Origin of the sequence: Loktanella fryxellensis (assembly GCF_900110065.1) — a bacterium.
Lineage (GTDB): Bacteria > Pseudomonadota > Alphaproteobacteria > Rhodobacterales > Rhodobacteraceae > Loktanella > Loktanella fryxellensis.
Genome location: NZ_FOCI01000040.1, coordinates 1 through 12,864, shown reverse-complemented (window position 1 = coordinate 12,864; position 12,864 = coordinate 1). Strand labels below are relative to the sequence as shown.

The following is a 12,864-nucleotide window of genomic DNA, read 5'->3' as shown; positions in this document are numbered from 1 at the left end:
CGCTCTTTGCCGGCCACGATGAAGGGGGCCGTAATTGGGCGCGCTTTGCCAGCCTGATCGGCTCCTGCAAGATGAATGGTGTCGAACCCTATGCCTACCTGCGCGATCTCTTCACCAAGCTCGCCAACGGTCATCTCAATACGAATATCGATCATCTGATGCCTTGGGCCTACGCGGCAGCTGCCCCGCACACACAATGAGCTCATCCGGGAATCCCCAGTGAACTCATTCTGAGCTCTTACGAGGGCGAAAGCGTCAGGCTGACCTCGTCGCAAATCCTGCCCGCAACTGAAATCCCAATGGGACGGAGACGACGCTTACGGACCTTGCGTCAAGTTGCGTTGTGGAGCGCAACACGGGACGGAATCGTCTGCAGCGGCCGCATGAAACGCAAAACGCCCCGCCGGTGAGGGCGGGGCGCTTCGTCAGGGTATCGGGTCCGCAGACCCGGTGGCGTCAGCCGCGCTCTTCGATGATCTCGACGAGGTGCGGGATGCTGTTCACCATGCCGCGGACGGAAGGCGTATCCTCCAGCTCCCGCGTGCGGTGCATCTTGTTCAGGCCCAGGCCCACCAGAGTGGCGCGCTGGACGGCGGGGCGGCGGATCGGGGACCCGATCTGCTTGACGACGATGGTCTTTGCCATGCTCGATTCTCCTTACGCGTCGGCGGTGGCGGCGGCGTCAGCCGTTTCGCCATCGGTCTGGGCCGTCGCGTGGTCGTCACGCTTGGGCAGGATGTCGGCGACCTTCTTGCCGCGACGCTGCGCGACGGAACGGGGCGACTGTTCCTTGTTCAGGCCGTCGATGGTGGCCCGGATCATGTTGTACGGGTTCGAAGAGCCCATCGACTTGGACACGACGTCCTGCACGCCCAGCATCTCGAACACGGCACGCATCGGACCACCGGCGATGATGCCGGTACCCGCGGGGGCCTGACGCATCACGACGCGACCGGCGCCGTGGCGGCCTTCCATATCGTGGTGCAGGGTGCGACCGTCGCGCAGGGCGACGCGGATCATCTGACGCTTGGCCTGCTCTGTGGCCTTGCGGATCGCCTCGGGGACCTCTTTGGCCTTACCCTTGCCGAAACCGACGCGGCCCTTCTGGTCGCCCACGACGACGAGAGCTGCAAAGCCGAAGCGCTTGCCACCCTTGACGGTCTTGGACACCCGGTTGATCGCGACCAGACGGTCGGCGAACTCGGGCGCTGCTTCTTCACGACGGCCGCGGTTGCCACCGCGGTTGTCACGATTGTTGTCACGTTCTGCCATGTCGGCATCCTTGTCTCAGGTGGCCCGGACGGGCCGTTGGTCCGATCGCGGTGGGCACAGCACCCCCCGATCATCGAGGCGGACACCCAAAGGGCACCCGCCTGCATGTGGTTTTAGATCTTCAGCCCGGCTTCGCGCGCGGCATCGGCCACGGCCTTCACCTTGCCGTGGAACAGGAAACCGCCACGATCGAAATAGGCAGCTTCCACACCGGCGGCCCTGGCACGCTCTGCAATTGCAGCGCCCACCTTCTTGGCGGCCTCGATGTTGTTCTGGCCAACCACGCCCAGATCCTTCTCGAGCGTCGAGGCGGATGCGAGGGTGATGCCCTTCACGTCGTCGATCAGCTGGACGCTGATGTTCTTGTTCGAGCGGTGAACGGACAGGCGCAGGCGCCCGGCGTTCACGGCCCGGAGTTTGTTCCGCACGCGCATGCGGCGCTTCAGGAGCAGGGTACGTTTGCTGTTTGCCATGATGTTTACTTCTTCTTGCCTTCCTTGCGGAAGATATACTCACCTTTGTACTTGATCCCCTTGCCCTTGTAGGGCTCGGGCGCACGCCACTCGCGAATGTTCGCGGCGACCTGACCGACAAGCTGCTGGTCGATACCTTCGACAATGATTTCGGTCTGCTTGGGGGCCGTCACGGTGACGCCCTCTGGCACTTCGAAGTTCACATCGTGGCTATAGCCGAGTGCCAGTTTCAGGACCTTGTCGCCCTGCATCGTGGCACGGTAGCCGACGCCGTTGATTTCGAGTTCCTTGCGGAAACCGGTGGTGACACCGGTAACCAGGTTCTCGACCATCGAACGGGACATGCCCCACTGCTGACGCGCACGCTTGGACTTGCCGCGCGGCGTCACGGTGATGGCACCGTCTTCGACCGCGAGGGTCACGTCGTCCGTCGCCTTGAACGTGCGGCTGCCCTTGGGGCCCTTCACTTCGACCGTCTGACCCGAGACCGTGGCCTCGACCCCGGAGGGCAGCCCGACCGGGCGTTTACCAATACGAGACATGGTGCTCTCCTTAGAAGACGGTGCAGAGCACTTCGCCACCGACATTGGCGGCGCGTGCATTTGCATCAGACATCACACCCTTGGGGGTGGAGACAATCGACACACCAAGGCCCTGACGGACGCTCGGCAGGTCATTGACGGCCATGTAGACACGGCGGCCGGGCTTGGAGACCCGCTTCACTTCGCGAATGACGGCTTCGCCTTCGTAATACTTCAGTTCGATCGCAAAGGCGGGGTGACCGTCCTTGCCATCCTTCTTAGTGTAGCCGCGGATGTAGCCTTCGTCGGCCAGCACATCCAGAACCCAGCCACGCAGCTTGGAGGCGGGTGTTTCCACCACGCTCTTGCCGCGCATCTGACCGTTGCGGATACGTGTCAGCATGTCACCGATCGGATCGTTCATCATGATAAATTCTCCTTACCAGCTCGACTTGACCATGCCGGGGATCTCGCCGTTGGAACCGAGGTTCCGCAGCGCGATCCGGCTGATCTTCAGTTTGCGGTAATAGGCGTGAGGACGCCCGGTCAGCTGGCACCGGTTGTGCATGCGGACCGCCGACGAGTTGCGCGGCAGCTTGGCCAGCGCGAGGGTCGCCTTGAAGCGCTCTTCGACGGGCTTGCTCTGATCGGCGATGATCGCCTTCAGGCCTGCACGCTTCGTCGCATACTGCGCCACCAGCTTCTCGCGCTTCTTCTCGCGCTCGATCATGGATTTCTTAGCCATATCTAATATTCTCCCAATCAGCTGTTGAACGGCATGTTGAAGGCTTTCAACAGGCTCTTGGCTTCAGCGTCGGTGTTGGCGGTGGTGCAGATCACGATGTCCATGCCCCAGTTCTCGTCGATCTTGTCGAAGTTGATCTCGGGGAAAATGAGGTGTTCCTTGATGCCGGTGGCATAGTTGCCCCGACCGTCGAAGGACTTGCCCGACACGCCGCGGAAGTCGCGGATACGCGGCATTGCGACGGTGATCAGACGGTCCAGGAATTCGTACATCCGATCGCCACGCAGGGTGACTTTCGCACCCAGCGGCATGTCCTCGCGGACGCGGAAGCCGGCGATCGACTTCTTGGCGCGCGTGGTCAGGGCCTTCTGGCCGGCGATGGTGGACAGGTCTTCCTGGGCGGTCTTGGCTTTCTTGCTGTCACGGACAGCTTCGGCACCACAGCCGATGTTCAGGACGATCTTGTCCAGCTTGGGAACCTGCATCTGGTTCTTGTAGCCGAATTCCTCGGTCAGCGCGGCACGGATCGTGTCGATGTACTGCTGCTTGAGGCGCGGTGTGTATTTGGAATCGTCCAGCATCAGAGTGCATCCCCCGTGGTCTTGGCAAAGCGCACCTTGTTGTCGCCGTCCATGCGGAAACCGACACGGGTCGGCTTGCCGTTGGCGTCGATCATCGCGAGGTTGCTCAACTGAATGGGCATCGCCTTGGGCGTACGACCGCCTTCGGACGACTGCGACTGCTTGGCGTGGCGGATGGCGATGTTCACGCCTTCCACGACTGCCTTGCCGGCCTTGGGATCGACGGACTGGATCTGACCGGTCAGGCCCTTGTCCTTGCCGGCCAGCACGATAACCTTGTCACCTTTACGAAGTTTGGCAGCCATTACAGCACCTCCGGCGCGAGCGAGATGATCTTCATGAAGTTCTTGGCCCGCAACTCGCGCACCACCGGCCCGAAGATACGGGTGCCGACGGGCTCGTTGTTGTTGTTCAGGATGACGGCGGCGTTGCGATCGAAACGGATCGCGGTGCCGTCTTCGCGACGGACTTCCTTGGCGGTGCGGACGACGACGGCCTTGCGGACGTCACCCTTCTTCACGCGGCCACGGGGGATCGCTTCCTTGACCGACACCACGATGATGTCGCCCACGGATGCGTAGCGGCGGTGAGAACCGCCCAGAACCTTGATGCACTGAACACGGCGAGCGCCGCTGTTGTCAGCAACATCCAGATTGGTCTGCATCTGGATCATTTGGTTACCTTTCGACCTTTGGGGCGCTTTGTCGATTTCCGTCCGACGGACCCCAGGGTTTCGTTAATGGATGATGGTCACCTCTTACGAGGCGATCACTTCCCAGCGTTTGGTCTTCGACTTGGGTGCGCATTCCTGAATGCGGACCTGATCGCCTACGTTGAACGCGTTGTTCTCGTCGTGGGCGCGGTATTTCTTCGACTTCCGCACGGTCTTGTGCAGCAGCGGGTGCTTAAAGCGACGCTCGATCGACACGGTGATGGTCTGTTCGTTCTGGTTGGACGTGACGACGCCCGACAGGATACGCTTGGGCATGGATCAGGCCTCCGACTTGGCGGCGGCGGCCGCTTTCTGGTTCAGGATCGTTTTGACGCGGGCCGCACCACGGCGGGCGTTACGAATCCCGGCGGTGTTTTCCATCTGGCCGGTGGCCTGCTGGAACCGCAGATTGAACGATTCTTTCTTGAGCTTCACCAGCTCATCCCGGAGCTGGTCCGGCGTCTTCTCACGCAGATCGTTGGCTTTCATGCCATTTTTCCTTTCAACATCACTGGCAGGCCCCTTTTGGGGTGACCCGTCATCCAGTGGAGTCCTTGATGAAGCGCTCCCTCTAGAGCAGATGAGCAGGGTTGGCAACCCGTATGGGGTGGAGCGCGGTCGAATTGAGGACCGGGTTTTGCCCTATGCCCTCAGGTCCAGCGATAGTTGAAGCTGACGCTGATGCGGTCCTCTTCGGCCATGTTCATCGGCACCTCGTGGCGCAGCCAGCTTTCCCACAGCAGCACGTCGCCGACGTCGGGCTGGACGTAGATGAACTGGCGCAACCCCTCCTCCGCGTCCTTCCTGCGGCCCGGCGCGGCCATCATCATCGCGAGACGCGGATCTTCGAACTTGATGGCGGACGTACCCGACGGCATCGCGACATAGGTCGTGCCGGAGATCACTGCATGTGGATGGATGTGTGCCGTATGGATCCCCCCCTCCGGCAGGATGTTGATCCACAGATCATCGAGCTGCAGCTTCTTGCCGTCCAGATCGAACGCCAGATCGGCGGCGAAGGCCTTGACGTGCTTGTCGAGCGCCTTCTTCAGCGTCTTGAAGACCGGCATGCGCCACGGCAGGTCGGTCAGCGACGCATAGGAGGTGTAGCCCGGAAAGTCGTGCTCGTCGCACCACGCCTGCCCGGCTTCGTCATCCTCGGCGATCGACAGACAGGTTGCGGCCAGTTCGTCCGCATCGATGGGCTTGCCGTGTTCGGACAGTTTCGCCCGGTAAAGGCGCGTGACGAACAGCGAGGAGATGTCTGACATGGGATCGACCTGTCGGTTGGGGTGAAACGGAAAAGGCCCCGCCATTGCGGGCGGGGCCTTCCTGATGCTTGGATGCGCCGGGGCGCAGCCGCTTACCAGTCCTCGCGGACCACGGTGCGGGTCTTGATGGGCAGCTTCATCGCGGCCAGACGTAGAGCTTCGCGGGCGGTTTCTTCATCGACACCGTCGATTTCGAACATCATCCGGCCCGGCTTGACTTTCGCGGCCCAGAAATCGACCGAACCCTTGCCTTTACCCATACGCACTTCGACGGGCTTGGACGTCACGGGAAGATCCGGGAAAATGCGGATCCAGACCCGGCCCTGACGCTTCATGTGACGCGTCATGGCCCGGCGGGCGGCTTCGATCTGGCGTGCGGTGATCCGCTCGGGCTCCACGGCTTTCAGGCCATAGGTGCCGAAGTTCAGGTCAGACCCGCCCTTCGCATCCCCATGGATCCGGCCCTTGTGCATCTTGCGGAATTTCGTGCGCTTTGGTTGCAGCATCTTCTCTACTCCTTACCGGTCGCGGCGCGGGCCACCAGGACCGCGCGGGATCGCGCCTTCCTGAAGCTCGGCATGTTTGCGATCGTGACCCTGCGGATCATGTTCCATGATCTCGCCTTTGAAGATCCAGACCTTGATCCCGATGATGCCATAGGGGGTCATGGCTTCGAACAGCGCATAGTCGATGTCGGCGCGCAGTGTGTGCAGCGGCACGCGACCTTCACGATACCATTCGGTACGCGCGATTTCCGCGCCACCCAGACGGCCAGACAGGTTCACCCGGATACCGAGCGCGCCCATGCGCATGGTGCTTTGCACCGCACGCTTCATGGCGCGACGGAATGAGACCCGGCGTTCCAGCTGCTGACCGATGTTTTCGGCCACGAGGGCCGCGTCCATCTCGGGCTTGCGCACTTCGACGATGTTGAGGTGCAGTTCCGACTTGGTCAGCTTGGCCAGCTTGGCGCGCAGCGTCTCGATGTCCGCGCCCTTCTTGCCGATGATGACACCCGGACGGGCGGCATGGATCGTGACGCGGCACTTCCGGTGGGGACGCTCGATGATGACGTGGCTGATGCCGGCCATCTTGGCTTCCTTGCGGATGAACGCCTTGATCGCAAGGTCTTCCAGCAGCAGATTGCCGTAGTCCTTGGTGTCGGCGTACCAGCGGCTGTCCCAGGTGCGGTTGACCTGCAGACGCATACCGATGGGATTGACTTTGTTACCCATTATGCTTGCTCCTCGATCTGGCGCACCAGGATTGTGATTTCCGAGAACGGCTTGACGATCTTGCCGAACCGGCCACGGGCGCGGGGCCTGCCGCGCTTCATGATCAGGTTCTTGCCGACGTAGGCTTCGGCAACGACCAGTTCATCCACGTCGAGGTTGTGGTTGTTCTCGGCGTTGGCGATGGCCGACTGCAGACACTTCTTCACGTCGCCCGCGATCCGCTTCTTGGAGAACGTCAGGTCCGTCAGGGCCTTGTCCACCTTCTTGCCGCGGATCAATGCGGCGACGAGGTTCAGTTTCTGCGGGCTGGTGCGCAGCATCCGCAGTTTGGCGCGCGCTTCGTTGTCGGCCACGCGGCGGGGATTCTTGTCCTTGCTCATGGCTTACTTCCGCTTCGCTTTTTTGTCGGCTGCGTGACCGTAATAGGTCCGGGTCGGCGAATACTCACCGAACTTCTGACCGATCATGTCCTCAGAGACGTTGACTGGGATGTGCTTCTTGCCGTTGTAGACGCCGAACGTCAGGCCCACGAACTGGGGCAGGATCGTCGAGCGGCGCGACCAGATTTTGATGACTTCCTTGCGGCCGCTTTCGCGGGTCGCTTCGGCCTTTTTCAACACATAGGCGTCGACAAAAGGGCCTTTCCATACAGAGCGAGCCATATCAGCGGCCTTTCTTCTTCTGGTGACGCGTACGCACGATCAGGCGCGAGGAGGCCTTGTTGCGATCACGGGTCTTGTTGCCCTTGGTGCCTTTGCCCCACGGGGTGACGGGGTGACGACCACCCGAGGTCCGGCCTTCACCACCACCATGCGGGTGGTCGATCGGGTTCATGGCGACACCACGGACCGAAGGACGCACGCCGTAATGGCGCATCCGGCCAGCCTTGCCGAAGTTCTGGTTGGAGTTGTCGGGGTTCGACACGGCACCGATGGTGGCCATGCATTCCTGACGCACCAGACGCAGTTCGCCCGAGGACAGGCGGATCTGGGCATAGCCACCGTCACGACCGACGAACTGGGCATAGGTGCCAGCCGCACGGGCGATCTGACCACCCTTGCCGGCCTTCAGTTCGATGTTGTGGACGATGGTACCGATCGGCATGCCGCTGAAGGGCATGGCGTTGCCCGGCTTGATGTCGGCCTTGGCGCTTGCGATGACCTTGTCACCGATCGCCAGCCGCTGCGGGGCCAGGATGTAGTTCTGCGTGCCGTCTTCGTACTGGATCAGCGCGATGAAGGCGGTCCGGTTCGGGTCGTATTCGATCCGCACGACAACCGCGGACATGTCCAGCTTGTTGCGCTTGAAATCGACGATGCGGTAAAGGCGCTTGGCGCCCCCACCCATACGACGCATGGTGATCCGTCCGGTGTTGTTCCGACCGCCCGATTTCGTCAGACCCTGCGTAAGGGCCTTGACGGGACGTCCTTTCCAAAGCTCCGAACGGTCGATCAGCACCAGCCCACGCTGGCCCGGCGTCGTCGGTTTGTACGACTTGAGTGCCATGTTTCTGTCTTCCGTTTGCTTGGCGGGCCACCGAGGCGGCCCTGAAGTGAAGGGCCCCGAAGGTCCCTGAGAATAAACCAAACGGCCCCGGAACGAATCCGGGGCCGGTGTGGTTGGCGGCTGATAGCAGGAGGGGGGTGGGGTGGCAAGCGTGTCGTCGCCCCTGCCCCGTTCTGACCGGTCCGCCACGAGAGTGATTTGCCGGTGCGATGGTTGCGGTATAGTTTAGCGGTATGTTTGGGAGGATCGGATGAACAGCTTTAGCCGTCGAAAAACGTCGCTGACATTAGATGCAACCCTGCTCGATGACGCGAAGGCTCTGGGCCTCAACGTGTCGGCAGTGGCCGACGACGCCTTGCGCAGTGCCGTCGCTGCCGCACGCCATGACGCTTGGTTGCACGAAAACGAGGCCGCGTTTGCGGCACAGCGAGCGTGGCACGAAACGCACGGGCATCCACTGGCGGACATCATGGCCGGACCGGGTGCGGCCACGTGGAAACGTTGAAACGCTTGGACATTGCGGCGCATCGCAATGTTCTGATGCTGGTGGTCGAAAGCGATCTGCTGCCCCCAGATCCGGCCATCGTTGTCATACCGCTGCTGCCAGACTATCCCGCCGTCGCCCTGCTCAATCCCACGATACGCCATGGCGAGCGGGACATCGTTCTGGCGACACGTCTGTTCACGGCCGTCCGCAGGTCAACTTTGCGTCCTGCGGGCGATGCAAGGCGGGATGCCGACCGCATCACACGCGCCATAGACATCCTGATGGCTGGCGTCTGAGCTGCCACAAGCAGTGTCATGCACAGAAAAGGCCCCCGCGTTACCGCGAGGGCCATGTTTCAGCTCAAACGCGGAGCGCAGTCTTACAGACCGGTGCTCACATCGATGGTGTTGCCTTCTTCCAGCATCACGTAGGCCTTCTTGACATCCTTGCGGGTGCCCAGCGAGCCACGGAAACGCTTCACCTTGCCTTTGGTGATGGACGTGTTGACCGCCTTCACCTTTACACCGAACAGGGCCTCGACGGCCTGCTTGATCTGCGGCTTGTTGGCGTCGATGGCGACCTCGAACACGACCGCGTTCTGCTCGGACGCGAGGGTGGCCTTTTCCGTGATGATCGGCTTGCGGATCACGTCGTAGTGTTCTGCTTTCGCGCTCATTTCAGCTTTGCTCATTTCAGTCGGGCCTCCAGTGCTTCGAGACCGGCCTTCGTGATGACCAGCGTATCGCTCTTCAGGATGTCATAAACGTTGGCGCCCATCGAGGGGAGCACGTCCAGATTGGCCAGGTTGCGCGCTGCACGGACGAAGTCGGCGTTGACCTCGGCCCCGTCGATGATCAGCGCCCGCTTCCAGCCGCGGTCGTTCACGTGCTTGGCCAGTGCCGAGGTCTTGGCATTGTCCACGGTGATCGCGTCGATCACGACCAGCTCACCGGCCATCATCTTGGCGGACAGCGCGTGACGCAGGCCCAGCTTGCGGAACTTCTTGGTCAGCTCGTGACCGTGGCTGCGCGGGGTCGGACCCTTGTACACACCACCGTGACGGAAGATCGGCGCGCCCTTGGAGCCGTGGCGTGCGCCACCTGTGCCCTTCTGGCGATAGATCTTCTTGGTCGAGTAGGATACGTCGGACCGGCCCAGCGTCGCATGGGTGCCGGCCTGCGCGTTGTTGCGCTGCCAACGGACCACACGGTGCAGGATGTCGGCACGCGGTTCCAGACCGAAGATGGCATCGTCCAGTTCCACGGAACCAGCGGATGCGCCGTCGAGCTTGATTGCATCAGCCTTCATTTTTGTCACCACCTTCTGCGTTGGTTTCATCCACAGACTTAGACTCGTTGGCCAGTTCCGCTTCTGCCGCTTCCAGTGCGGCCTGCTCGGCCTCGGCTGCGGCCTGTGCGGCTGCGGCCTCTTCGTCGGCGAGTGCTGCTGCGGCTTCGGCGGCCAGACGCTTGGCTTCCTCATCCAGCGACTTCAGACCGGCGGGGTAGATCACGCCTTCGGGGACGGGCTTCTTCACCGCATCCTTGACCGTGACCCATGCACCCTTGGAGCCGGGAACGGCGCCCTTGACCATGATCAGGCCACGGTCGGCGTCGGTCTTGACGACCTGCAGGTTCTGGGTCGTCACGCGGGCAGAGCCCATGTGACCGGCCATCTTCTTGCCTTTGAAGATGCGGCCCGGGTCCTGACACTGACCGACGGAGCCGTGCGAACGGTGCGACACGGACACACCGTGCGACGCGCGCAAACCACCGAAGTTGTGACGCTTCATGACGCCGGCGAAACCCTTACCGATCGAGGTGCCGGAGATGTCGACGTACTGGCCCGCGAAATAGTGGTTCACGGTCAGCTCTTCGCCGACGGCGATCATGTTCTCGGTTGCGACGCGGAACTCGGCGATCTTGCGCTTGGGCTCGACGTTGGCCTTGGCGAAGTGGCCACGCATCGGTGCGGTGACGCGCTTCACCTTGGCGGTGCCTGCACCCAGCTGGACGGCGGTGTAGCCGTCACGCTCGGGCGTGCGCTGCGCGACGACCTGCAGGTTTTCCAGGGCGAGGACGGTGACCGGGATCTGGCGGCCGTCTTCCATGAACAACCGGGTCATGCCCAATTTCTTGGCGATCAATCCTGTGCGGAGCATATCGGTCTCTCCTTACACGCTGATCTGCACGTCCACGCCGGCGGCGAGGTCGAGCTTCATCAGGGCGTCCACGGTCTGCGGGGTGGGGTTCACGATGTCCAGCAGACGCTTGTGCGTGCGGATCTCGAACTGGTCGCGCGACTTCTTGTCGATGTGCGGACCGCGCAGAACGGTGAATTTCTCGATCTTGTTCGGCAGCGGGATCGGGCCACGGACTGATGCGCCGGTGCGCTTGGCAGTCGAGACGATCTCGGCGGTGGAGGCGTCGAGGACGCGGTAGTCAAACGCCTTCAGGCGGATGCGGATGTTCTGGCTGGCTGCCATGTGACATCACCCTTCAACTCGGGCTCAGATCGGAGAGGAGGAGACAGGCTCATCCGGCCCCCTCGTCGCGTCTGTATCGAACTTAAAAAGGGCACGCAGCGGCGCACCCTTGGCAAGTTCGTGGGCGTATAGGGTGAGTCGGGGTGGGTGGCAAGGGGTTTGGGCGATGAGAAACCACATGCGTTATTGAAATTTTAGGCCAGAGACTATAGGTTAGGAACAGTAATGGGATGGTCTAACCGTCCGGCTAAGGGCGAGCTTCGGCTCGCCCTTGGTTCTTACAAAGTCTGATGAAAGACGTCGTATTTGCCCTCAAAGCAGCCAGCCGGGGTGCAGTGGAGTAGCTTCTTCATCACAATTTCTGCCGCGCGCAGATCGGCCTGCTTAGTCCGCCCAAGCTTGTGCAGGTAGTGGTTGCCAATCGGCCGAGCGGTGAGGTCTGCAATCTGCAGGTCGGTCGAATTGCTCTTCTTATCCATCAGTTCAAGCCGGAAGTTACGGAAGTCATAGCTCGGTGAGACGCCAAGCAGGGAACCCTGCAAAACGATTTGCTGATACGCAGAGCTTACAGAAGCGTCATCGTCTCGACCTCGCATCTCGAAGACGATATGAAGTTCCTTCTCTAGCTCTTCAGGCGCGACCAAACGCAGATAGTCAGTAATCAACCGAAAACCCCGGGACAAGCTGATATGGTAGGGATCGTAGGCCTTGAATTTTTGCGGAACATTGTCCTTGTCGATAACGACGCAGAAACATCTGAATTGAGCATCGTCCATGAGTGCACTCAATTCCGCCATGAAATCTGCTCGCAAACCGCCTTTCAGTCGTTCATACTTTGACTTTAATGCCAAGTCGCGTACCCTGTCCGGCTTGCGCAGATCGCGTTCGTGCAAAACGATATTGTCGCTCCCCCAGTATTTGAACTTCAGCCTGTTGAACTGAGGCACAATGGTACCGAGGTAGTAATCTTTCTCGAAAAGGCAGTAATTGACGCATAGCTAGGGGTATTCGGGAGCCGCCTTCCAAGACGCATCCCCACTTTCATCAACATAAATAATGTATTTGCTAAAATCTGGCATCACCAAAGCCTACGCGATGCAGTTAACATTCAGAAGCGAAAAAGGCCGCCCAGAGGGGCGGCCTTTCCGTATCGCAAAGTCCGTAAGACTTACGCGAGGATCTTCGACACCACGCCGGCGCCGACGGTGCGGCCGCCTTCGCGGATGGCAAAGCGCAGGCCGTCTTCCATCGCGATCGGCGCGATCAGCTCGACTTCGAACTTCAGGTTGTCGCCCGGCATCACCATCTCGGTGCCCTCGGGCAGCATCACGGTCCCGGTCACGTCCGTCGTGCGGAAGTAGAACTGCGGACGGTAGTTCGCGAAGAACGGCGTGTGACGGCCACCCTCTTCCTTCGTCAGGATGTAGGCCTCGGCCTCGAACTTGGTGTGCGGTGCGACCGACTTGGGCTTGCACAGCACCTGACCACGCTCCACGCCCTCACGGTCAATGCCGCGCAGCAGGATACCGACGTTGTCACCCGCCTGGCCGGAGTCCAGCAGCTTGCGGAACATCTC

The 12,864-nt window shown here is 61.2% G+C and carries 26 protein-coding genes; 3 read left to right on the top strand and 23 right to left on the bottom strand.

Annotated elements, in window-relative coordinates:
• The coding region (locus tag BMX16_RS16380; protein ID WP_143058081.1) for a transposase domain-containing protein at nt 1-200 on the top strand (200 nt) is incomplete at its 5' end.
• A 256-nt stretch (nt 201-456) separates the two neighbouring features.
• On the opposite strand, the gene rpmD is transcribed toward BMX16_RS16380, so the two are convergent.
• The 17 genes from rpmD to rplB form a co-directional block, all read right to left on the bottom strand.
• Nucleotides 457-645, bottom strand: a complete 189-nt coding sequence (rpmD, locus tag BMX16_RS16375) for a 50S ribosomal protein L30 (RefSeq protein ID WP_072857172.1) — start codon at nt 643-645, stop codon at nt 457-459.
• A 12-nt stretch (nt 646-657) separates the two neighbouring features.
• Nucleotides 658-1,272: a 30S ribosomal protein S5 gene (gene rpsE / locus BMX16_RS16370; protein ID WP_089905746.1), complete on the bottom strand. Its 615-nt coding sequence runs from the start codon at nt 1,270-1,272 to the stop codon at nt 658-660.
• 113 nt (nt 1,273-1,385) lie between these two features.
• Nucleotides 1,386-1,745 carry a 50S ribosomal protein L18 gene (gene rplR, locus BMX16_RS16365; RefSeq protein WP_089905745.1) on the bottom strand — a complete coding sequence of 120 codons (360 nt, stop codon included), beginning with the start codon at nt 1,743-1,745 and terminating at the stop codon, nt 1,386-1,388.
• Between the two features lie 5 nt (nt 1,746-1,750).
• Nucleotides 1,751-2,287, bottom strand: coding sequence for a 50S ribosomal protein L6 (rplF, locus tag BMX16_RS16360; protein WP_089905743.1), 537 nt, complete (start codon nt 2,285-2,287; stop codon nt 1,751-1,753).
• A 10-nt stretch (nt 2,288-2,297) separates the two neighbouring features.
• Complete coding sequence (gene rpsH, locus BMX16_RS16355) at nt 2,298-2,690, bottom strand: 30S ribosomal protein S8 (protein WP_089905752.1); 393 nt, start codon at nt 2,688-2,690, stop codon at nt 2,298-2,300.
• Nucleotides 2,691-2,705: 15 nt separating this feature from the next.
• Complete coding sequence (gene rpsN / locus BMX16_RS16350; RefSeq protein ID WP_089905741.1) at nt 2,706-3,011, bottom strand: 30S ribosomal protein S14; 306 nt, start codon at nt 3,009-3,011, stop codon at nt 2,706-2,708.
• A gap of 17 nt (nt 3,012-3,028) precedes the next feature.
• Nucleotides 3,029-3,592, bottom strand: coding sequence for a 50S ribosomal protein L5 (rplE, locus tag BMX16_RS16345; RefSeq protein WP_089905739.1), 564 nt, complete (start codon nt 3,590-3,592; stop codon nt 3,029-3,031).
• Nucleotides 3,592-3,897 carry a 50S ribosomal protein L24 gene (gene rplX / locus BMX16_RS16340; protein ID WP_089905736.1) on the bottom strand — a complete coding sequence of 102 codons (306 nt, stop codon included), beginning with the start codon at nt 3,895-3,897 and terminating at the stop codon, nt 3,592-3,594. Before rplX ends, rplE begins: the two co-directional genes overlap by 1 nt.
• Nucleotides 3,897-4,265 carry a 50S ribosomal protein L14 gene (gene rplN / locus BMX16_RS16335; protein WP_009574016.1) on the bottom strand — a complete coding sequence of 123 codons (369 nt, stop codon included), beginning with the start codon at nt 4,263-4,265 and terminating at the stop codon, nt 3,897-3,899. Before rplN ends, rplX begins: the two co-directional genes overlap by 1 nt.
• An 84-nt stretch (nt 4,266-4,349) precedes the next feature.
• Nucleotides 4,350-4,580: a 30S ribosomal protein S17 gene (rpsQ, locus tag BMX16_RS16330; protein WP_089905734.1), complete on the bottom strand. Its 231-nt coding sequence runs from the start codon at nt 4,578-4,580 to the stop codon at nt 4,350-4,352.
• A gap of 3 nt (nt 4,581-4,583) precedes the next feature.
• Nucleotides 4,584-4,793, bottom strand: a complete 210-nt coding sequence (gene rpmC, locus BMX16_RS16325) for a 50S ribosomal protein L29 (RefSeq protein ID WP_089905732.1) — start codon at nt 4,791-4,793, stop codon at nt 4,584-4,586.
• A 161-nt stretch (nt 4,794-4,954) separates the two neighbouring features.
• A complete protein-coding gene (locus BMX16_RS16320; RefSeq protein ID WP_089905750.1) occupies nt 4,955-5,575 on the bottom strand; it encodes a TIGR02466 family protein in 621 nt (206 codons plus the stop codon).
• 92 nt (nt 5,576-5,667) lie between these two features.
• Complete coding sequence (gene rplP, locus BMX16_RS16315) at nt 5,668-6,081, bottom strand: 50S ribosomal protein L16 (RefSeq protein WP_089905730.1); 414 nt, start codon at nt 6,079-6,081, stop codon at nt 5,668-5,670.
• Nucleotides 6,082-6,093: 12 nt separating this feature from the next.
• Entirely contained in the window at nt 6,094-6,810 is a 717-nt protein-coding gene (rpsC, locus tag BMX16_RS16310; RefSeq protein ID WP_089905728.1) for a 30S ribosomal protein S3, read from the bottom strand.
• Nucleotides 6,810-7,190 (bottom strand): 50S ribosomal protein L22, encoded by a 381-nt coding sequence (gene rplV / locus BMX16_RS16305; protein ID WP_072857160.1) that lies wholly within the window; start codon nt 7,188-7,190, stop codon nt 6,810-6,812. Before rplV ends, rpsC begins: the two co-directional genes overlap by 1 nt.
• 3 nt (nt 7,191-7,193) lie before the next feature.
• Nucleotides 7,194-7,472, bottom strand: coding sequence for a 30S ribosomal protein S19 (gene rpsS / locus BMX16_RS16300; RefSeq protein WP_089905726.1), 279 nt, complete (start codon nt 7,470-7,472; stop codon nt 7,194-7,196).
• Nucleotide 7,473: 1 nt separating this feature from the next.
• Nucleotides 7,474-8,316 carry a 50S ribosomal protein L2 gene (gene rplB / locus BMX16_RS16295; protein WP_089905724.1) on the bottom strand — a complete coding sequence of 281 codons (843 nt, stop codon included), beginning with the start codon at nt 8,314-8,316 and terminating at the stop codon, nt 7,474-7,476.
• A gap of 250 nt (nt 8,317-8,566) precedes the next feature.
• Between rplB and BMX16_RS16290 the strand changes: the two genes are divergently transcribed.
• The gene (locus BMX16_RS16290; protein ID WP_089905722.1) at nt 8,567-8,821 is read left to right on the top strand and encodes a type II toxin-antitoxin system CcdA family antitoxin; all 255 of its coding nucleotides are present in this window, start codon (nt 8,567-8,569) and stop codon (nt 8,819-8,821) included.
• Entirely contained in the window at nt 8,809-9,099 is a 291-nt protein-coding gene (locus BMX16_RS16285) for a CcdB family protein (protein ID WP_218139941.1), read from the top strand. Before BMX16_RS16290 ends, BMX16_RS16285 begins: the two co-directional genes overlap by 13 nt.
• An 83-nt stretch (nt 9,100-9,182) precedes the next feature.
• On the opposite strand, the gene BMX16_RS16280 is transcribed toward BMX16_RS16285, so the two are convergent.
• The 6 genes from BMX16_RS16280 to BMX16_RS16255 all read right to left on the bottom strand — a co-directional run.
• On the bottom strand, nt 9,183-9,479 hold the full coding sequence (locus BMX16_RS16280; protein WP_089905720.1) for a 50S ribosomal protein L23: 297 nt from the start codon (nt 9,477-9,479) through the stop codon (nt 9,183-9,185).
• Between the two features lie 11 nt (nt 9,480-9,490).
• A complete protein-coding gene (gene rplD / locus BMX16_RS16275) occupies nt 9,491-10,111 on the bottom strand; it encodes a 50S ribosomal protein L4 (RefSeq protein WP_089905718.1) in 621 nt (206 codons plus the stop codon).
• On the bottom strand, nt 10,101-10,964 hold the full coding sequence (gene rplC, locus BMX16_RS16270) for a 50S ribosomal protein L3 (protein ID WP_089905716.1): 864 nt from the start codon (nt 10,962-10,964) through the stop codon (nt 10,101-10,103). Before rplC ends, rplD begins: the two co-directional genes overlap by 11 nt.
• 12 nt (nt 10,965-10,976) lie before the next feature.
• On the bottom strand, nt 10,977-11,288 hold the full coding sequence (rpsJ, locus tag BMX16_RS16265) for a 30S ribosomal protein S10 (protein ID WP_089905714.1): 312 nt from the start codon (nt 11,286-11,288) through the stop codon (nt 10,977-10,979).
• Between the two features lie 278 nt (nt 11,289-11,566).
• Nucleotides 11,567-12,235 carry a DUF3800 domain-containing protein gene (locus BMX16_RS16260; protein WP_089905712.1) on the bottom strand — a complete coding sequence of 223 codons (669 nt, stop codon included), beginning with the start codon at nt 12,233-12,235 and terminating at the stop codon, nt 11,567-11,569.
• 221 nt (nt 12,236-12,456) lie between these two features.
• On the bottom strand, nt 12,457-12,864 hold a 408-nt coding region (locus BMX16_RS16255), incomplete at its 5' end, for an elongation factor Tu (RefSeq protein ID WP_483869201.1).